Source organism: Ruegeria sp. CF8, assembly GCF_056537285.1.
Map to the genome: position 1 here is coordinate 163009 of NZ_JBQFRG010000004.1, position 18325 is coordinate 181333.

16 protein-coding genes are annotated in these 18325 nt (G+C 55.8%); 7 read left to right on the plus strand and 9 right to left on the minus strand.

Annotation, left to right across the window (positions count from 1 at the left end):
* The first annotated feature begins 109 nt into the window (after window positions 1–109).
* The 3 genes from ACR0EV_RS11010 to ACR0EV_RS11020 are packed head-to-tail and all read left to right on the plus strand — an operon-like array spanning window position 110 to window position 2900.
* Entirely contained in the window at window positions 110–1198 is a 1089-nt protein-coding gene (locus ACR0EV_RS11010) for an isocitrate/isopropylmalate dehydrogenase family protein (RefSeq protein WP_480800114.1), read from the plus strand.
* Window positions 1195–2226 (plus strand): Gfo/Idh/MocA family protein, encoded by a 1032-nt coding sequence (locus ACR0EV_RS11015; protein ID WP_480800115.1) that lies wholly within the window; start codon window positions 1195–1197, stop codon window positions 2224–2226. Before ACR0EV_RS11010 ends, ACR0EV_RS11015 begins: the two co-directional genes overlap by 4 nt.
* Window positions 2223–2900, plus strand: a complete 678-nt coding sequence (locus ACR0EV_RS11020) for a GntR family transcriptional regulator (RefSeq protein WP_480800116.1) — start codon at window positions 2223–2225, stop codon at window positions 2898–2900. The genes ACR0EV_RS11015 and ACR0EV_RS11020 overlap by 4 nt, the downstream gene beginning before the upstream one ends.
* A 223-nt stretch (window positions 2901–3123) precedes the next feature.
* On the opposite strand, the gene ACR0EV_RS11025 is transcribed toward ACR0EV_RS11020, so the two are convergent.
* From ACR0EV_RS11025 to ACR0EV_RS11040, 4 genes are all read right to left on the minus strand, one after another.
* A complete protein-coding gene (locus tag ACR0EV_RS11025) occupies window positions 3124–3903 on the minus strand; it encodes an IclR family transcriptional regulator (RefSeq protein ID WP_480800117.1) in 780 nt (259 codons plus the stop codon).
* 11 nt (window positions 3904–3914) lie between these two features.
* Window positions 3915–5273: a TRAP transporter large permease gene (locus ACR0EV_RS11030; protein ID WP_480800118.1), complete on the minus strand. Its 1359-nt coding sequence runs from the start codon at window positions 5271–5273 to the stop codon at window positions 3915–3917.
* Window positions 5273–5938 carry a TRAP transporter small permease gene (locus tag ACR0EV_RS11035; RefSeq protein WP_480800119.1) on the minus strand — a complete coding sequence of 222 codons (666 nt, stop codon included), beginning with the start codon at window positions 5936–5938 and terminating at the stop codon, window positions 5273–5275. Before ACR0EV_RS11035 ends, ACR0EV_RS11030 begins: the two co-directional genes overlap by 1 nt.
* Before the next feature lie 63 nt (window positions 5939–6001).
* Entirely contained in the window at window positions 6002–7240 is a 1239-nt protein-coding gene (locus ACR0EV_RS11040; protein ID WP_480800120.1) for a TRAP transporter substrate-binding protein, read from the minus strand.
* 109 nt (window positions 7241–7349) lie between these two features.
* Here ACR0EV_RS11040 and ACR0EV_RS11045 point away from each other — a divergent pair, with 109 nt between their 5' ends.
* Entirely contained in the window at window positions 7350–8945 is a 1596-nt protein-coding gene (locus ACR0EV_RS11045; RefSeq protein ID WP_480800121.1) for a GMC family oxidoreductase, read from the plus strand.
* Window positions 8946–9025: 80 nt separating this feature from the next.
* On the opposite strand, the gene ACR0EV_RS11050 is transcribed toward ACR0EV_RS11045, so the two are convergent.
* From ACR0EV_RS11050 to ACR0EV_RS11065, 4 genes are read right to left on the minus strand one after another with little or no spacing between them, the layout of a single operon-like run.
* On the minus strand, window positions 9026–10543 hold the full coding sequence (locus ACR0EV_RS11050; RefSeq protein ID WP_480800122.1) for an ABC transporter permease: 1518 nt from the start codon (window positions 10541–10543) through the stop codon (window positions 9026–9028).
* Window positions 10544–10553: 10 nt separating this feature from the next.
* Window positions 10554–11603 carry a quaternary amine ABC transporter ATP-binding protein gene (locus ACR0EV_RS11055; RefSeq protein WP_480800375.1) on the minus strand — a complete coding sequence of 350 codons (1050 nt, stop codon included), beginning with the start codon at window positions 11601–11603 and terminating at the stop codon, window positions 10554–10556.
* 58 nt (window positions 11604–11661) lie between these two features.
* The gene (locus tag ACR0EV_RS11060; RefSeq protein ID WP_480800123.1) at window positions 11662–12630 is read right to left on the minus strand and encodes an ABC transporter substrate-binding protein; all 969 of its coding nucleotides are present in this window, start codon (window positions 12628–12630) and stop codon (window positions 11662–11664) included.
* Window positions 12631–12665: 35 nt separating this feature from the next.
* Window positions 12666–14993 carry a DUF1989 domain-containing protein gene (locus tag ACR0EV_RS11065; protein WP_480800124.1) on the minus strand — a complete coding sequence of 776 codons (2328 nt, stop codon included), beginning with the start codon at window positions 14991–14993 and terminating at the stop codon, window positions 12666–12668.
* 104 nt (window positions 14994–15097) lie between these two features.
* Here ACR0EV_RS11065 and ACR0EV_RS11070 point away from each other — a divergent pair, with 104 nt between their 5' ends.
* Together ACR0EV_RS11070 and ACR0EV_RS11075 are read left to right on the plus strand one after the other, a co-directional pair.
* Window positions 15098–16093, plus strand: a complete 996-nt coding sequence (locus ACR0EV_RS11070) for a LacI family DNA-binding transcriptional regulator (RefSeq protein WP_480800125.1) — start codon at window positions 15098–15100, stop codon at window positions 16091–16093.
* A gap of 85 nt (window positions 16094–16178) precedes the next feature.
* Window positions 16179–16487 (plus strand): hypothetical protein, encoded by a 309-nt coding sequence (locus ACR0EV_RS11075; RefSeq protein WP_480800126.1) that lies wholly within the window; start codon window positions 16179–16181, stop codon window positions 16485–16487.
* Here ACR0EV_RS11075 and ACR0EV_RS11080 read toward each other — a convergent pair.
* The gene (locus tag ACR0EV_RS11080; RefSeq protein WP_480800127.1) at window positions 16456–17073 is read right to left on the minus strand and encodes a TetR/AcrR family transcriptional regulator; all 618 of its coding nucleotides are present in this window, start codon (window positions 17071–17073) and stop codon (window positions 16456–16458) included. The two genes, ACR0EV_RS11075 and ACR0EV_RS11080, sit on opposite strands and share 32 nt — an antisense overlap.
* Window positions 17074–17176: 103 nt before the next feature.
* Here ACR0EV_RS11080 and ACR0EV_RS11085 point away from each other — a divergent pair, with 103 nt between their 5' ends.
* Window positions 17177–18325 carry an efflux RND transporter periplasmic adaptor subunit gene (locus tag ACR0EV_RS11085; RefSeq protein WP_480800128.1) on the plus strand — a complete coding sequence of 383 codons (1149 nt, stop codon included), beginning with the start codon at window positions 17177–17179 and terminating at the stop codon, window positions 18323–18325.

Sequence of the window (18325 nt, forward strand, 5' to 3'; positions counted from 1 at the left end):
GTTTATTGTTGCATTAATTTGCGTATACATTAAAGAATGCATTGTCAACGGACTGTAGCGAAAGCAGCGATCGCGCTATGAATGCGAAACGGGAAGGAAGCGGGTTCAGATGAACGAAAAATATGACATTGCGGTTTTCCACGGAGACGGCATTGGCCCGGAAATAATGGCGCCCACGCTGGAAATCTTGCATCAACTGTCCGACGGGAACCCGAGCTATAGGCTGGAATTCCATGACGCCCCGGCTGGTGCTTCTCATTACGCGGCGACTGGCGAGTCCTTTCCAGAAGAGTCCCTGGAAGCCGCACGTAACGCAGATGCGATTCTGCTGTCTGCGATGGGTTTGCCAGATGTACGCTATCCGGATGGTACCGAAATCTCACCCCAGATCGACCTGCGAAAGCGGCTGGGTCTGTTTGCTGGTGTTCGTCCGGTAAAGGTTAGCAACGGACAGAAAACGCCGTTGGCCTTACCCAATGGGCATGAGATCGACTTTGTCCTGATACGCGAAAGCACCGAGGGCCTGTTTTTCACCCAAGGCGCAGGCGAAGTCACCGAGCACGAGGCGCGTGAGACCTTATTGATTACTCGTGACGTTTGCGAGAAATTGTTCCGCTTCGCCTTCGACCTTGCCAGGAACCGCAAGAAATCCGGGCGTGGTCCGGGTCGAGTAACTTGTGTCGACAAAGCCAATGTGTTTCGCGCCTTTGCCTTCTTTCGATCCATGTTCGATGCCGAAGCCGCCCGCCATCCCGATCTGCAAGCAGACCATGCCTATGTAGATGCAACAGCGCTTTGGATGGTGCAGAAACCTTGGGAGTTCGATGTTCTGGTCACCGAGAACATGTTCGGCGACATCCTCTCGGACCTGGGTGCAGGTCTGATGGGAGGTCTGGGATTGGCCCCATCAGCAGATATCGGGTTGAACCACGCGGTGTTCCAACCCTGCCATGGTTCAGCGCCTGACATTGCCGGTCAGGGTGTCGCCAACCCGTTTGCGATGTTGCTGTCTGCCGCCATGATGCTTGAATGGTTGGGCCTGACGCACGATCACCCCGACTTGTCGAAAGACGGTGCCCGTCTCCGCGACGCTGTGGAAAAAGTAGCGGCCAATGGAGGGACCCTGACGCGTGATTTGGGCGGCACTGCGGGTACGAAAGAAGCCGCCTCATCCGTGATGGAAGCATTGCAGGCATGAACACAAAGACAGACATCAGGGTCGCCTGTGTTGGTGCCGGGTATTTCAGTAAATTCCATTACGAAAGCTGGTCGCGAATGCCGGGCGCCAAGGCCATAGCCTCGTGCAACCGTGATATCGATAAGGCCAAAGCAACCGGGCTGACGGCTTATGATGACCTTAACAGGATGTTGGACGTCGAAAAACCTGATCTATTGGACATTATTCTTCCACCCTTAGCGCAGGCAGACGCGATCCGAAGCGCGCTGCGCTCTGGGATCAAATGGCTGATTTGCCAGAAACCTTTCTGTCTGTCTTTGGAGCAAGCCGAAGAAATCGTTGCTGAGGCAGAAAAGGTAAACGCGACCATCGTTGTACATGAAAACTTCCGCTTTCAACCGTGGTACCGTGCAATCAAAAAAATGCTGGACGAAGGCCTGATAGGTACGCCTTTACAGGCGACATTCAAATTACGCCCTGGCGATGGGCAAGGACCATTCGCCTACCTAGATCGACAACCGTATTTTCGCGACATGCCTCGTTTTCTCGTACATGAAACCGCAGTACACTGGGTCGACACATTCCGCTTTCTGTTCGACATGCCCACTGCTGTTTATGCGGATCTGCGACAAGTTAACCCCATTATCGCTGGCGAAGATGCAGGATACATCTTGTTCGATCACCCGAACGGATTGACTGCCCTGTTTGACGGAAACAGATCCCTTGATCACAGAGCCAAGAACTTGCGCCAGACAATGGGTGAAGCGCTAATTGAAGGTACTGAAGGGTCGTTGACTCTGAACGGAGACGGTTCAGTCGACCTCCGCGCTTTCGGAAAGCTGAAGCAACAGCAAATTCTGCCTCCAAGCCATCATGGTGGATTCGGTGGGGACTGCGTACATGCCTTGCAAAGTCACGTCGTTTCAGGCCTTTTAAGAGGCACCCCGCTGGAAAACACGGCCCAAGACTATCTGGACGTGATCCGCATCGAAGAGAAAATCTATCTTTCGGCTGCGGAGGGACGAAAGATTTATCTGGAGACGCCGTGAAAGAACAGGACAACAAAACGCTTTCGAATACGCAGCGCGCTGTCCGAGACTTGCGGAGCATGATTTTGTCTGGCGAACTTGCCGCTGGAAGTGACCACCTGGAGTCAGAACTGGCTGAAACACTGGGGATGTCTCGCACACCTGTGCGAGAAGCCGCTTTGATGCTGGAAAGCAAAGGACTGTTGGAAATGCGTCCCCGTAAAGGTGTGCGTATTCTACCGGTATCTTCAGAAGATATGCGGGAAATCTATGATATCCTGACCGAACTCGAAAGCCTCGCCGCCCAGCGTGCGGCCGAAGCCGGTTACTCGGAAAAGGAACTGGCAGTCCTTGCCGGATCGATCGCACAGATGGACAAGGCCATCGAGACGGCTGACCTGGAAGCATGGGCTGCTGCCGATGAGTTGTTTCATCAAGAACTCGTTCGGTTGGGGGGCAATAAACGGGTTGAAGCAATCGTCGCCATGATGAGCGATCAGGTTCGTCGTGCGCGCGCCACTACGCTGTTCATCAGACCATTGCCTGTCAAATCCAATGAAGATCACCGGGTGGTTTTCCAGGCGATCCGTGAAGGCCAACCAGACGTGGCGCGCGAACGGCATCGGGAACACCGGCGCCAAGCGAAGAACATGCTTTGCGGTATTTTGGAAAAACATCGGCTAAAAAGCCTTTGAAACATGATGTATCGAATGTCCGATGCCATTTAGGTTGATGGGACTGCATCACTTGAACGCCAATTAGGAACAGGCCCCGGGCCGCTATGCTGCTAACGCGATCCGGACTGGCAGAACACCGTCGAAATCGCTAACTGATCTCCGCGGCGTGGAACTCCTACAGGCAATATGAAGTCCCAAGAGGTTAAGTCTATTCCGCTTTATAATTGTAGCTTCAGGTCAGTCACTTGGCCAACAGAGCGGAAAGCTCACGTGCCCCCTTTTGCAGAATGTTCAAGAACGACATCAAACTTCCAACATCATGACGTTGAGTTGGGGCGTGAACTGACAGCGTGGCAACCAACCTGCCCTGCCCGTCCTTAACTGGAACAGCCAGAGCCGACATCCCTGTCATGAACTCTTCATCATCGGTGGAGTATCCGACCTGAGAAATACGCTGGATTTCAGCCTTAAGCGTGTCACGAGTCGTCAATGAACGCTCAGTCTGAGGGTGCAGATTTCCGGCAGACAAAAACCCGTCCAGTGTTTTTTGACGCAGCGTCGACAAGTACATTTTGCCACTGGCTGTGCAGTGAAAAGGAACCTGGGTTCCGACAGGCAGTTGAATCCGTAAGGGCCACTTGGTTTCCACGCGATCCAGATAAATCATCCCTTCGCGGTCCGGGATCGCAAGGTTGCATGTTTCGCCGACGTTTTCGGCTACACTGCGCAAAATAGCCAGGCGCGCAGTGCGCAGATGTTCAGAAGACATAGTGTTGACCGACAGTAGCCGTAGCCGGTGACCCGGTCCATAAGACCGGCCGTCAAGATCGCGTTGCAGAAATCCCTCAGCCTCGGCCGTTTGCAGCAGCCGGTGTATTGTGGGTTTGGCCAAACCTAAAGCTTCAATCAGGTCTGATGGTTTGACGGCCACCCCACGCCGCGCCACTTCCTCGAGGATCAGCAACAGGCGCAGGTTGGTCGGGATCTGAGTTTCTTTCTCTTGTGTTTGCGTCTCGGCCATCCTGCAACAGTCTAGTTATTTGGCAGCAGGATCAAGGCCAGATCGGGCACCAAGGACACCAAAATCCAAACCGAAAGCAGCGCGGCCAGATACGGCACTGTGTAGCGCAGCAGCCGGAAGTAAGGCACACCCGTAACGCCCGAAGCCACATAGAGGTTAAGACCATATGGCGGCGTGATGAACCCGATCGAAGCTCCCACAAGGAAGATCACCGAGAAATGGATCGGATCGATGCCGACTGAGGCTGCAATCGGCGCGAGTATGGGGGCCAGGATAATTGTCACCGGAAGACTTTCCAGCACCATACCCGAGAAGAAAACGATAACCATCGAGGTGAACAAAACCGCATGGTAACCGCCCATTGATGTCACAAAATTTCCAATCGTTTCTTGTGCGCCCAAAAGCGATAGGATTTGCTGCATCACTACTGAAATTGCGATTAGCGGTGCCAGGATGCCAGTGATCTGTGCCGAGCGGATCACGATTGACGGGATTTCCGGGATCGTAAAACCTTCGACTACGAACATCTCGGCAAAGGTTTTTTCCGTTGGTGGAATGTCGTTCCTTGCGCCCATTATCCGGTTGATCGGATAACTGACCAGACCCGCGATCACACAAAAGCCCACCGTCACACCCGCCGCTTCAGTGGGAGAGAACTTGCCTGTGTAAATACCCCACAGCACCAGACCGATGGCGAAAAAGCCAAGCCAAGCCCCGAACGCGGTTTTCAGAACGCGGTTCAGTTGTAGCGGTATCAGATGACCCCAGCCGTTCATGCGGCAAATGATCCAACACGCGAACTGCATGCCCATCACCATCAATGCCCCTGGCAGAATACCTGCTACGAAAAGCTCTGAGATCGGCAGGTTCATCAGGAACCCATAGACAATGAAAATGATCGACGGTGGGATAATGATTCCAACCGTGCCGCCCGCGGCTGCGGTCGCCGCGCTGAACCGTTCGTCATAACCGCCTTTGACCATCTCGGGGTGCAGCATCGAGCCGATGGTTGCCGTTGTTGCCGAATTCGATCCCGAAATCGCCGCAAACAACCCGCAGGCGCCAAGCGAGGCCATCGCCAACCCCCCGCGTATCCAACCCAGACAGGAATAGGCAAAATCGCTGAGCCTGCGTGCAATGCCCGATTTATTGATCAGGTCCCCGGTCAGGATGAACAGCGGCATCGCCAGCAAGGCAAAGCCCTTGTTGAAGACGTTCAGCAGTTCGGCGCCCATATTGTCCAGCGTCAGGCCAAGAACAAAGGAACAGCCGATGACCCAATAGCCGATGACCAGCAGAACCGGCACGCCCAGCATGAACAGGAAGGTGACCCCAAGCGAGATCAGTGTGACCATTGTTCCGTCTGTCATCAGTCTGCTCCGATCACGGCCTGCTTGATCAGCGGCTCGCCTGTTTTCCAGTTGTGCAGATCGTCAGCGAGGTTTTGGAACACCCGCCCAACCATCAGAAAGAACGATAGCGGTGCGGCCAGAAGGAACCACCACTGCATGATGTTGTCGGTCCCTAGAACGATCTGGAAGTTCGAGGCAGATAATGCCACCAGCCGGGTTGTGGTTACGATGACGATCACCGCAAAGATAAACCAAAGCACAGCATCAAGGATCAGACAGGCCAACTGCCCGCCACGCGGCATTGCCGTACGAAATTCACTGAAACTTAAATGAGTGCGCAGGCGAACATTGTATGAGGCTCCGAACCACGCCATAACCATGAACAGCAGGGGTGGAATTGTGGTCGACCACGGTTCCTGATCGTTGAAAACGAACCGGTCAATCACACCCCAGAAAATGATCAGCGCGATGGCAAGGTAGGAATACACCATCACCGAGCGTTCAAGATGGCGCTCCACAAAGGGCACGGCCCGATAGATCAGCATTATCAGCAATCCGCCAAGGGCCGAGACAATCGCGCCCAAAACCCAAGCGGCGTCGGATTCCAGAGCAGATTGAATCTCGAACGAATCCTGGCTGAGAAAGGCGCTAAATATCGCGCCGATGTCTGCCCAAAACGACATGTACCCCGTCCTCCCAGTCGGTATGTCGGAACCGGCCCGCGTGGGGCCGGTTCCAAGAGTTTATCAAGCTTGGCCCATCCACCAGCGGCGCGGTTCAACATTCTCGGGCAGCATATCCGCCGGAATTTCGCGCGCGATGTCGTAGATTTCCTGATAGGTATCGATGCCACCGGCCCATTTGTTTAGGCGTTCACGCCACTGTGCCCACGGTTCGGGGTTATAGTTCGGAGCACACATTTCCTCGGCCAGTTTGATCTGATCGTCGGCAAGGAAGGCCGGACGCACGCCGTTTTCCGCGAAGATGGTGTTCGGCAGTTGAGGCTCAGAGAAACCAACGGTGTTCAGCAGCGCAGCTTCATTCGCGCCCTGAATCAGAGCTTGCGTGAAGTAAGACGACTCCATGACAGCGTCCTGCAACTCGCCTCCGAGGCTGTCGAATACCTTGGCCGACATCGAAGTGTGCTCGGTTCCGCAGAAGAACTTCAGATTGACCGACTGAGATACGACTGGCGCCATATTGGCGTAGGCCACCGCCGATGCCCATGTTTCGGCCCCGTCGATCAGGCCGGTTTTCAATGCGTCCAGAGTCTCTTCCCACGCTACAGGCACGGGGTTCAGGTTCAGCAACTGCATTGCGATCCGACCCAGCTGAGTGCCCGTTACCCGGTTCTTGGTGCCGAACAATTCCTCCAGCTTGGTCACGGTCGGCTTGTCCGCGAACGTCGAGCCCATTTGCAAACCGCGCAGTTCGCAATGGGTGAACAAGAACTTCAGGCCATGACGTTTTTCCAGCGGCTCTCGCAGGATGCGCTGGCTGGCGGGACTGTAGAAGAAGTGATATTGCGCCGCGCGGCTTGGGAACATGTAGGCATAGTCCAGCACGTTCAGATAGGGCGCGCCACCAGCCGAGTTTTGGGTCGATGCGGCGTAGATATCGACGATTCCCTGCTGGGTTTTCTCAACACAGCTGAGCTGTCCGCAGATCTGGTTGTCGCCGATGAATTCGATCCGAATCTCACCGTCTGTACGCTCCTCCAAATCCCGCGCGAACTCGATCGCGCCTGCCCGTTCAATCAACAGGTTGCGGGTGTTAAAGCCTGATGCACCGAATTTGAGCGTGAATTTCGGTTCTTTCGAGAACCGTTTTTCATAATTGGATTCTGCCGCTTGCGCGAGGTTGGCCAAGCTCATCGCCCCACCAAATCCACCTGCCGCAAGCAGAGTCGAACTCATGCCATACCGGCCCGCCACACGAAAAAAATCCCGCCTAGAAATGCCGCTCAGTTTCCGACCAATCTCCATTGCTTACCTCCCTGTTCGCAATTATTGAGACGTTTTGTATCAAAAAAGGCTAGTATAATTCGATCAACTTGCATAGAGTTTTTTTCAACAACTTTTGGAGGAGACGGTTATGGAGGTGGATTATGCGGTTGTTGGCGCAGGGTCTTCGGGCTGTGTTATCGCCAATCGGCTCAGCGCTGATCCTAAAACGACCGTAGCCCTGCTTGAGGCAGGTGGACGAGATACAAACCCCTGGATTCACATCCCTGTTGGCTATTTCAAAACGATGCATAACCCGTCGGTTGACTGGTGTTACCGCACCGAACCTGACCCCGGATTGAACGGGCGCTCAATCGACTGGCCACGTGGCAAAGTTCTCGGCGGCTCATCCTCTCTGAACGGCTTGCTTTATGTGCGCGGTCAAAAAGAGGACTATGACCGCTGGCGCCAAATGGGGAATGAGGGCTGGGGCTGGGACGATGTACTGCCGCTGTTCAAAAGGTGCGAGGACCAGGAGCGCGGCGCGGACGAGTTTCACGGCGTCGGAGGGCCATTGTCGGTGTCCAACATGCGCATTCAGCGCCCCATATGTGATGCATGGGTCGCCGCAGCGCAGGCGGCAGGTTATCCCTTCAATCCAGATTACAACGGAGCGAAACAAGAAGGTGTAGGTTACTTTCAACTGACCACCCGTAATGGTCGCCGGTGCAGCGCCGCCGTGGCCTATCTGAAGCCAGTCCGCGATCGGCAAAACCTGAACGTCATCACCAATGCGCTTGTCAGCCGGATCAAAATGGACGGAAAAAAAGCGACCGGCCTCGTCTATCACGACCGCTCTGGCGCTGAAAGAACGCTGACAGTGCGACGTGAAATCATATTGTCCGGCGGGGCCATCAACTCGCCCCAGATCCTGATGCTTTCCGGAATCGGAGACCCCGATCACCTTAAAGAAAACGGCGTTGAACCAGTACATGCACTGCCCGGTGTCGGGAAAGGTCTGCAAGATCACCTACAAGCGCGCCTTGTGTTCAAATGCAACGAACCCACGCTAAATGATGAAGTCCGCAGCCTGTTTAACCAAGCCCGAATTGCGTTGAAATACGCCCTGTTCCGCGCGGGCCCGATGACCATGGCCGCCAGCCTTGCAACAGGGTTCCTGAAAACGCGTCCCGACGTTGAAACGCCAGATATACAGTTTCATGTTCAACCTTGGTCTGCCGACAGTCCAGGAGAAGGCGTGCATCCGTTTTCGGCGTTCACGATGTCCGTGTGCCAATTGCGACCCGAAAGCCGGGGTGAGTTGCACCTGAACGGGCCAGACCCGTCAGAGCACGTCAAAATCATACCGAATTATTTGTCCACTGAAACCGATTGTAGAACCATCGTCGACGGCGTGAACATTGCGCGCAACATTGCAAGACAGAACCCGCTGGCTTCAAAGATTTCGGAAGAGTTTAGACCGACTGCAAGTCTGAGTTGCGACGATTATGAAGGCACCTTGGACTGGGCAAGATCGAACTCTGTCTCGATTTATCACCCAACTGGCACCTGCGCGATGGGAACTACGGGATCGTCAGTTGTCGATCCAAAGCTCAAAGTCCACGGCATCGCAAATCTAAGAGTAGCCGATTGCTCGATCATGCCCGAGATCGTAAGCGGGAACACCAACGCTCCGGCGATCATGATCGGTGAAAAAGCCAGTGATCTGATTGCAGCTGAAGCCTGAGGGCGCCAAGACGGATCCCCGCCAGCGGATCAGCAGCATGTTTGACATGCCCTGACCGCGCTTGGTGTGCTGTGATCAAGTCACTTCTTGCCCGCAACAATCCGATCCAGAATAAGCGCACAGAAAAGGATCGCCAGACCGGCCAGAATTCCTTGACCCGCCGCCGCATATTGAAGGGCCTCAAGCACATCTTCGCCAAGCCCCTTGGCCCCGATCAGCGATGCGACAACGACCATGGCCAACGACATCAGAATGGTCTGATTTACGCCCGCCATGATAGTCTTGTGTGCCAAAGGCAGGTCAACGCGCCACAGAAGGTAGCGAGGTGTTGCGCCAAAGGCTAAGGCAGCCTCGCGCACGGTTTCGGGCACCTGCTGCAGACCGAGGACCGTAAAACGGATCACCGGCGGGCTGCCGAAGATCATGGTTGCAACCACACCCGCAGGCTTGCCCGACCCGATGAAGGCCACCACGGGGATCAGGTAGACAAAGGACGGCATTGACTGCATGAAATCCAAGATTGGGCGCACGATAGCAAACGCGCGCGGACGGCGAGCGCAATAGATACCCAGGGGGATGCCCAGTGTGATCGAGATCAGCGCAGCTGCGCCCAGCAGGGCAATCGTTGTCATCGCCTTTTCCCAGAAGTCCAGCAGGCCCAGATAGGCCAGCGCCGCGCCGGTGAAAATGGCCACGCGAGGACCAGCCGACAGGTACGCCAGCATGATGATCACCAAAGCCACAACCGGCCAAGGCGTGTCGACCAGCACGACCTCGATCCAGTCCAGCAGGGTGCGCATCCCATAGGTCAGCCCGTCGAAGAAGCCGCGCCCGGCGGTTTTGGTCCACTCGAATACCGCCTGCACCCCGTCACCTACGTTCAGCCGCCAGTCGCGGTTGGTCGGGAAAGTTTTCAGAACGGCCACCGCATCGGGTTGCGCGAATTTGATCATCGACAGGATCACCACCACAGCGGTCAGCGCCGTGGCGACGACCAGCCGGGTGATCGACCAGCCATTGGCGACGCTGGGGTCCGAGCGCCAGCGTGCGAACTGCCCCTCAAGCGTCCAGTTGGCTAGCGAAGCGGCCAGAAACTTGACCGCCAGCAGCAGGACGATCCCGATCATCAGATAGGTGAGACCGGTCGAATCTGCCGTCCGCGCAGCCTCTTGCGCGCTCGCCAGAGCCCCTTCAAGCGACTCTGCCGCTCGCTTTAGGGAGTCCAGCGTTGCGGACCCAGATTGCTCTGCCGCTGCGATCTGCTGTTGGCGCAGTTCCAGCGTCTGCTCGATCTGTGCCGCCCGTTCGCGGAACTCGCGACCTAGATCGCCAAACAGGCCAAGACCGATCTGGATATAGGCCAGCGTTTCCAGCACGAGAAATCCCAGAAACCAGGACCAAAGACCCCGTGCCCCGAACCAAATCGGCCCCAATATCGCTGCCGCCTTGTTCAGCGTAAAGCGATAGCCGGGGGCCTGCATCATATAGGCGAAGGTCTTTTGATAGTAGGATTGCCCCTGCCCTACGAAGTCTCCGATCAGGCCGTTCAGACGGTCGGCGGTTTCCGGTTGGATCTGTTGCATATCAACATGTTTCATAGCGGTCCCCTTATGCCTGACTGTCCTGAATCGCGCGGATCAGACCCGCGCGGTTGATCACGCCCACGGTCTTTCCATCCTGCGTCACCGCGACGACCCCATGGCCGTCTACGCAAAGGTTCATCAGGTCGGACAAATCCATGTCCGGGTGGGCCTCTTTGGCGTCCTCTGGCACTTCGCCATGGCGGGCCTCGAACTCATCGACCGGCTTCATCACTGCATGAGCAAAGATCATGTTGAGTTTGGAAATCCCGGCCACGAAATCGGCGACGTAGTCGTCAGCGGGGTTCAGGATGATCTCTTCCGGCGTGCCGATCTGCACGATACGCCCGTCCTTCATGATCGCGATGCGGTGGCCGATGCGGATCGCCTCGTCGAGATCGTGGGTGATGAACATCGTGGTCTTGTTCAGCTTGTGGCTCAGTTCCATGAACTGATCCTGCAACTGCTTGCGGATCAGTGGGTCGAGGGCCGAGAACGGCTCATCCATCAACAAAATCTCGGGGTCAGCAGCGATGGCTCGGGCCAGACCCACGCGTTGCTGCATCCCACCCGACAGCTCATGCGCGTATTTGTCTTCCCAGCCATTCAATTCGACCAGTTCCAGCACCCGGTCGGCCTCTTCCCAGCGGCGGGCCTTGCCGGTGCCACGGATTTCCAGCGGCATCGCGACGTTGTCTCGGACAGTGCGATGAGGCATCAGGCCGAAATTCTGGAACACCATGGCGACACGCCGATTGCGAAGATCACGCAGGCCCTCGTCATTCAGACCCATCACGTCGTCGCCATCCAGATAGATATGGCCATCGGTGGGCTCCAACAAACGGTTCACGTGACGCACGAGGGTCGATTTGCCTGAACCCGACAGGCCCATGACGCAGAACAATTCGCCCCGTTCGATCTCGAAACTGGCATCGGCCACACCGACAACACAGTTGAAGCGTTCCAAAACCTCGGCCTTGCTTAGCCCCTCGCTATGGATAGCGTTCAAAGCTTCCTGCGAGCGCGCGCCGAACACTTTCCACACGCCCTTTGCGTCGATTGCGATTTGCGCTGTCATATTGGCCCCATCGGATTTGTGTTGCATTGCGCCCCCGACACGCGAGGGCGCGCAGGTTTTAGTTGGTGGTCAGACCCAGCCAGCTGTCGACGGTATCGCCATTCGCGGCGATCCATTCCGCCACGACCTCATCCGTGTCGCGGCCTTTGACCACGACCTCATAAGTCAGGCCGCTCAGCTCGCCGGCATCCATGTCGATATTGGCCAGGAAAGACGCCGCTGCCGGGTTGCGCTGATCCAGCGATTTGGAATGCGCCACCGTCACGGTCTTGACCGGCTCACCCGTGCTGACGTGCGATTTGTTGTACCAGTCCGCATCCTGATCCGGCTGCACCATCTTATAGGTCTCCGCGTCATGCTCGGGTTCTTCCAGAATGGTCACGTCATACAAAGCGTGTACGTAATGCGGGGCATAGCAGTAGAAAGCCGCACCTTTCTTCTGGTCGATCTGGTCCTTCAGCCGCGAATAGAACACGGTTTCGTCTTCGGTGGTCGGTGTCAGGAAGGTCTCGATCCCATAGTCTCTCACCCGCACCTTGAAGGTGTTGGTCGAAGCCCAGCCCGAAGCACCGACCCAGACCTCACCCATGCCGTCACCATCCGAGTCGAACAGCTCTTGTGCGACCGGCGTCGCCAGATCGTAGATCGAGCGGATATTGTGATCTTCGACCATATAGTTCGGTACGCAAATCCCTGCGCGGCCTTCGTAACTGCCCGAGGACAGACCCACAGTGCCTTTCTGATCGACATATTCATCGGTGAAAGAGGACTGGTTCGGCAGCCAGACATCCGGATGCACGTCGATATCACCGCGCCCGCCATCCATGGCAGCAAAGATCACCGCGTTTGCTCCGGGGGCATAGCCAACCTCTCCGCCCAGACGGGTTTCAATGACCTGCCCGATCACACGGCTCATGATCTTGGCACCGGGCCAGCTAGGTTCACCCACCATGACCTTGTCCTGTGCCATCGCCGTTGTCGCGCCCAAAACCAGAGCCAAGGTTGCTTTAAGCGTCAGTTTTTTCATATCTTTTCTCCCGTTGTGTTGAGTTACATGCGCCATCAGGCGCGTGCCCGCTTGCGTTGCGGGTCTATGAATGGAATGTCCGAGACTGTGGCTTGCAGGCGCTTCATCCGCCCGTCGAGTTGACCGATCTCCAGTTGGGTGCCGTTATCTGCGTGTTCGACCGAAAGCCGCGCCATGGCGATCGCGTGTTCCAGCGTCGGCGAACGTGTGGCCGAAGTGACCACACCCACCTGTCGCTCACCTGCGAAAACCGGGGCATCATGGGCGGGCAAATCATCGCACCCGATCAATAGCCCTTTCAGCACCCTGCGCGGATCACGCGCATTGCGTTCCAATGCGGTTCTTCCGGTGAAGTCGGATTTGCTCAGATCGACGGCGAAGCCTAATCCGGCCTCAAACGCGTCCACGCCCGGTGCGAATTCTGCATTGGCCGCTGCCAGCCCCGCTTCGATCCGAATGATGTCGAGAGCGGCCGAGCCCATAGGGGTGATCCCAAATTCTTCACCGGCGGCCATAACTGCATCCCAAATCGCGACAGCGTCGGATTTCGAACAGAAGACCTCATACCCCAGCTCGCCGGTGTAGCCCGAGCGTGACAGCATGAACGGTGCACCCTCACGGTCGTTTAGCCGCGCGACTGTGACGCCGAACCATTTCAGATGGTCGAGGCTGGGCACATGCGGTTGGGTAAAGGCGATCTTGCGCAACAGGTCGCGCGATTTCGGTCCTTGAATAGCAAGGTTTGGCATTGACCCACGAAGCGCATGAACCCTCACCTGCAGACCGCGTGTATCGGCCAGTTCCTGCAAAGCCCGCCCGCTTTCCTCGGTCCCGCAGCACCAGCGGAAAATCTCGGGCGCGAGGCGAAACAGGGTGCCATCGTCGATGACAGAACCGCTCTCGTCACACATCAGGGTGTAAGAGCCACGCCAAACCGGCAGTTTTGCCACGTTGCGCGTCGTCGCCAACTGCATCAAAGTCTCGGCATCCGGGCCGACGATGTCGAATTTGCGTAAACCGCTCATGTCCTGAACAGTCACCGCCTCTCGACAGGCCCAATATTCACCCAAAGTACCATAGGCCGGATAACTGACGGGTGCCCACAGATCGCGCGCGGGAGCGAAATGCTGGGTCAGCGGTGATAGACGGTCGTGAAAGGCAGACTCCTGACTGATCGACATGGGCGCGTCTTCCTTTTCGCGATAGGCAACTGCTCGGCGGATGGGTGTTTCGGGACGATAGATGCGCACATGCACATCGGTCGGGTTCCAACCGTTGATGGGATCGATGTCGTCCGGGCAGGCAGTGGAGACACAAACCAGGTCTTCCAACGCCCGCATGGCGACATAATCGCCGGGACGAGAATGGGATTCTTCGGTCAGAATGTGATGGTTCGCTGGGTCGATCCACGTGTTCCAGAAGAAGTTGATTGCAGGCCAGGCAACCCGCCGCGCAACACTGTAAGCAGCCAAGGCATTTGACATATTGTCCGAGCAATTTACGTGCCCCGGAAACCCTCGCTCTTCATATCCACGCGCAGTGCAGGCCAATCCGAATGTGTCATGCCGCCCGCATGTGTCTTGTACCACGTTGAGTAACGGCCGCATTTCGCGATCATAGAATTTATCCAGCAAGCCCGGGCCGGGATAGGCGCGGCGCACCATCGAGCGGGTGGCGGTCGAGTCGATCATCCATTCTTCGCCACGATCCAGCCCATCGGCCCGCAGAGCCATGAAGTCAGAACACTGTTGCCCTTCGATGTCGATGATCTGTACGGCTTCCCCGGCTTTTAGCTCGTAGGCTAACGCGCTGCCGCGCGAGACTGTGAACTCATCCCGAGTGTCTCCCAGAAGCGGCGGCAGATTCAGATCGGCCGTGCGCGCAGGCTTGTGCTGAACGGTAATGGCACCGGAATCGATGCCTCCTATCATGCCATTAGACGAGGCCGGACGGACAAGCCAAACCGTGATTGGAAGGGCGCTGCGCAGGATCAACGCCTCTTGATTTTTCAGGACCCGGTAGCACGGGATTGGTTGCGCACCATGCCCACCATTGGCCGCGATCCATTCGCTCAACTGCGGGCTATCAAAGGTGTCCGGGTCTAACGTACCGTTTGGTGCGAGGTTCAGGGCCGTCAGTGCCGGTCCCCCATTTTCGGTAAACGCCGCGATGTCCAGCGTACAGCTTGCTGATTTACCTTCCACCGACAGCAAATCATCGGCCTGCAAGTCAAGCCTTACACTGTCACGAGCAACGACGTGATGAACCCTTGTCCCAGTGCTCTTTGAGAAGCCCGGAAAGCTACGACCGGGGCTGGCAAACCCCGTGTTCGAAAACTCAAAGAGAACGGCCGATCCCTGCATGATGTAATGAGATTCCCGTTTATGAAACTAGTTACAATAGTTGATGAAACCAGTTACATCTGTCAATACTTTCTCCTAGTGATAGGAAATGGATTCAGAACCTAGTGTCTAAAAAACGTGCAAATCTAAGGGATGTAGCCAAAGCATCCGGTGTTTCCGTGGCCACCGTATCGCGGGTTCTGAACGAGCCCAGCGTGGTCAAAAAGGATACACTGGAGAAAGTTCAGGCCGCCATTGCCGAGCTGAGATTCGTCCCCAGCGCAGCGGCCCGTGCGATCAACTCGGGCCGAACCCGGTTTGTAGGAGCTTTGGTTCCAACTTTGGACAACGCAATCTTCGCGCGATTTCTGTCTGCGCTGGAACGAAAACTGTCCGAAAACCAATTGTCTCTGATCGTCGCGACCACCGACTCCGACCCGGAAATCGAGGCAGAAAAGGCCAAGAGCCTAGTCGATATTGGGGCAGAAGGGTTGATTGTGACAGGGGCGACCCATAACGCCGCGTTCCATGACCTGTTAGAGCGAACACTGCTGCCAACAATAATTACTTCTTTCTACGACCCCACTAACACGTTACCTACGATCGGCTATGACAACGGACTAGCAGCTCAAATCGCATTGCAGCACCTTATCGATCAGGGTCATCAACGCATCACCATTGTGCACGGTCCTGCCCGAAACAATGATCGAACCCAGGCCCGCCTCGATGGTCTGCAAGTCATGGCCCATTTGTGCGAGATGACAACTTTGGAAACCGAGATCAGCCTCGCTGGTGGGGTCGACGCTGCTCACCGAATTTTCGCGAAGCACAATCGGCCGGACGCTGTGCTGTGTCTGTCGGATGTGGTTGCTCTTGGCACCTTGTTTGGTATTCAGTCTCTGGGCATAACGGTTCCGAGCGACGTTTCACTGGCTGGTATTGACGATCTGCCCAGCTCGGCCGTGTCGGTTCCTCCACTGACCACAGTACATTTGCCCGTTTCCCGGATGGGAGAGCAAGCAGCGACAGCCCTCGCCCTATGGATAACCGAGCAGAAAAAACCCGGCTCAGAGAACTTACCCGTCGAGCTTGTTAAACGTAACTCGGTCGTTCGGCGATAGAGCGTTTTTGAGTATGTAGCGATCCTTGCTACCGGTGTAGTTCGCCAGAGCAACTCCGCACAAAACTGGACTGCTGATCTGTTGCGTGATTATTGCTAAATTTGTAATTCGAGTGAATATCTCGCCTAGCGGGTTAGAGATCTGTGCCAAAAAGAAACGAAAAGACAACAAGCGCACTGACATCAATTATGCACCGCCGAAACCTTTAGTCTTGCAAGAGAGCGCTAGCGAAGACAGCGTTTCACATTACCCGGTCATTTTGGGTCGCGAGGGCGTTGCTATTTATCAACTTCGCACGCCGGTCATTCAACACCCCGAGGCGACGTTAAATGTTATTGGCAAGCCGATACTCAACACGCGTATCATTGATGCGGCAACAGTGAGTTCAGAATAAAGTCCTCCACACTGCCAATGATGCTTTTCATTGGCGTTTCTGACAGCACGCTTCGATAAGCACTGCCTTCCAACACTTCAATCACCAATTGAGAAGCCTGCAATGGGTCTGGAACGGCGCGTAATTCTCCGTTTTTTATCCCTCGCCCAAGTACGACTTCGAGCGCTTCGGTCAGTTTTGCACGGTTCTCGACGAACAACTGCGCAATGTCCGGTTGGCGAATGGCTTCGCTCGAGATTTCCAAAGTGAGAATAACGTTTTCGGGGGCAGCCAGATACTTGGCGTAGTCCCTGATGAACTTTTTCAGAATCTCAGGCGCAGGTGCTTCTGAACTTAGAATGACCAGGAACTGCTTCAGATCGCTACGTTCCAGCATTGCGATTTCGACAAGCACGTCGTGCTTACCGCGAAAGTGGTTGTAAAGGTTTCCAAGGCTGACGCCTGCCCGACCAGCTATATCGCGTACTCCGGTCTGGTGATAACCACGCTCAAGGAAGCACATAACTGCAGCTTCCAAAATCTGGTTGCGCCGCTTCGCCGTTGTTTTTTCCCGGGTAGAACCACCCTTTTCTGAGTCACCTGTCATTTTAGACTTTTCATATTGAACGAACGATCGTTCATATTATATGACGTTACACGACCCGCCGCAAGGCACAAAGGATTCGTTAAGGCTGAGAAAGACTGGTTTTATGACTGAAAACCCGCTGGAAGGGACGCAAAGACCAACCCGACGATGGCTTTGGATCGGTATGTCATTGGCGCTGCTCACCGCGATAGTGATCTTGCTGTTCGGCGCCGAAGACACAGTTGACATTAGGGCGACCAGTACCCGTCCAGCGCCGCCGATTGTATCTGTTGTCACAGTTGCCCGTGAAACAGTTCAGGCGCAGGTATCAATTTTTGCCGAAGTACGCCCTCGCTGGGATGCTGAGTTGCGATCGGCTGTGTCCGGGCGCATTACCACAGTGCATAATGCGGCCCTGACCGGGTCCCAGGTAGAGCGGGGTGATCCGCTTTTTTCGATCGAAAATGCCCCCTACCAAAGTGCCGTCGCAGCGGCAGAGATGGAGCTCGCGCAGGCAAAGCTGGCCTTGCAGCGTGCGCAGAACAACGTGACCGTCGCACAACGCCAGTTTGCCAGGGACGAAACTGATCCCCCCAACGAATTGGCTGTGAACCTGCCGCAGCTTCGCATTGCAGAAAAGACTGTCGCCGCTGCTGAAGCGCGACTGGGCGCTGCAAAGAGCCAATTGGCAGATGCAGAAGTGATCGCGCCGTTTTCAGGCTTTGTCACCAACCGCTTCGCCAGCCTCGGCCAAACAGTCAACCCGGGTGATGCGCTTATCCACCTCTCTGATAACCGTCAGTTTGAACTTGTTGCCGAGCTAAAACAGGCAGATTGGGCGCTGCTGGATCACCCCGTTTCGGGAACCACTGCGGTTCTAAGCCAGCGTTCTGGTGAAATCCTGGGTAAGGCGCAAATCCGACGCGGCGGTGGTTTTCTGGACCCAAACACACGGCAAGTGCGCGTCTTTTTGGACGTCATCGCACCTGATGACCGAATACTTGCCGGTGACTTTCTGCAGGTCAAAATCCCCGGGCGTCGTGTCACAGACACAATCACCCTGCCAGAAAGCGCTGTTACCCGTGCCGGGTACATCTGGTTGGTAGGCGACGATGATCACTTGCAGCGGCTCAGCCCAAGCATTCTGTTTCACGCCGAAGACAAAGTAACGATCCGAGCGCCTGAAGGTCTTGGCCCGTGGCGCGTAGCAAGAACGCCATTAGCCTCGTTCCTGCCCGGACAGCGCGTAACATCAAAATCGGATGAAGGCTGA

What these genes read in the sequence shown, in the direction of transcription:
- ACR0EV_RS11025 (WP_480800117.1), bottom strand. Translation starts at nt 3,903, where the DNA reads ATGGCCGAGACGCAAACACAAGAGAAAGAAACTCAGATCCCGACCAAC.
- ACR0EV_RS11035 (WP_480800119.1), bottom strand. Translation starts at nt 5,938, where the DNA reads ATGTCGTTTTGGGCAGACATCGGCGCGATATTTAGCGCCTTTCTCAGC.
- ACR0EV_RS11015 (WP_480800115.1), top strand. Translation starts at nt 1,195, where the DNA reads ATGAACACAAAGACAGACATCAGGGTCGCCTGTGTTGGTGCCGGGTAT.
- ACR0EV_RS11010 (WP_480800114.1), top strand. Translation starts at nt 110, where the DNA reads ATGAACGAAAAATATGACATTGCGGTTTTCCACGGAGACGGCATTGGC.
- ACR0EV_RS11045 (WP_480800121.1), top strand. Translation starts at nt 7,350, where the DNA reads ATGGAGGTGGATTATGCGGTTGTTGGCGCAGGGTCTTCGGGCTGTGTT.
- ACR0EV_RS11055 (WP_480800375.1), bottom strand. Translation starts at nt 11,603, where the DNA reads ATGACAGCGCAAATCGCAATCGACGCAAAGGGCGTGTGGAAAGTGTTC.
- ACR0EV_RS11085 (WP_480800128.1), top strand. Translation starts at nt 17,177, where the DNA reads ATGACTGAAAACCCGCTGGAAGGGACGCAAAGACCAACCCGACGATGG.
- ACR0EV_RS11065 (WP_480800124.1), bottom strand. Translation starts at nt 14,993, where the DNA reads ATGCAGGGATCGGCCGTTCTCTTTGAGTTTTCGAACACGGGGTTTGCC.
- ACR0EV_RS11080 (WP_480800127.1), bottom strand. Translation starts at nt 17,073, where the DNA reads ATGACAGGTGACTCAGAAAAGGGTGGTTCTACCCGGGAAAAAACAACG.
- ACR0EV_RS11060 (WP_480800123.1), bottom strand. Translation starts at nt 12,630, where the DNA reads ATGAAAAAACTGACGCTTAAAGCAACCTTGGCTCTGGTTTTGGGCGCG.
- ACR0EV_RS11040 (WP_480800120.1), bottom strand. Translation starts at nt 7,240, where the DNA reads ATGGAGATTGGTCGGAAACTGAGCGGCATTTCTAGGCGGGATTTTTTT.
- ACR0EV_RS11030 (WP_480800118.1), bottom strand. Translation starts at nt 5,273, where the DNA reads ATGACAGACGGAACAATGGTCACACTGATCTCGCTTGGGGTCACCTTC.
- ACR0EV_RS11050 (WP_480800122.1), bottom strand. Translation starts at nt 10,543, where the DNA reads ATGAAACATGTTGATATGCAACAGATCCAACCGGAAACCGCCGACCGT.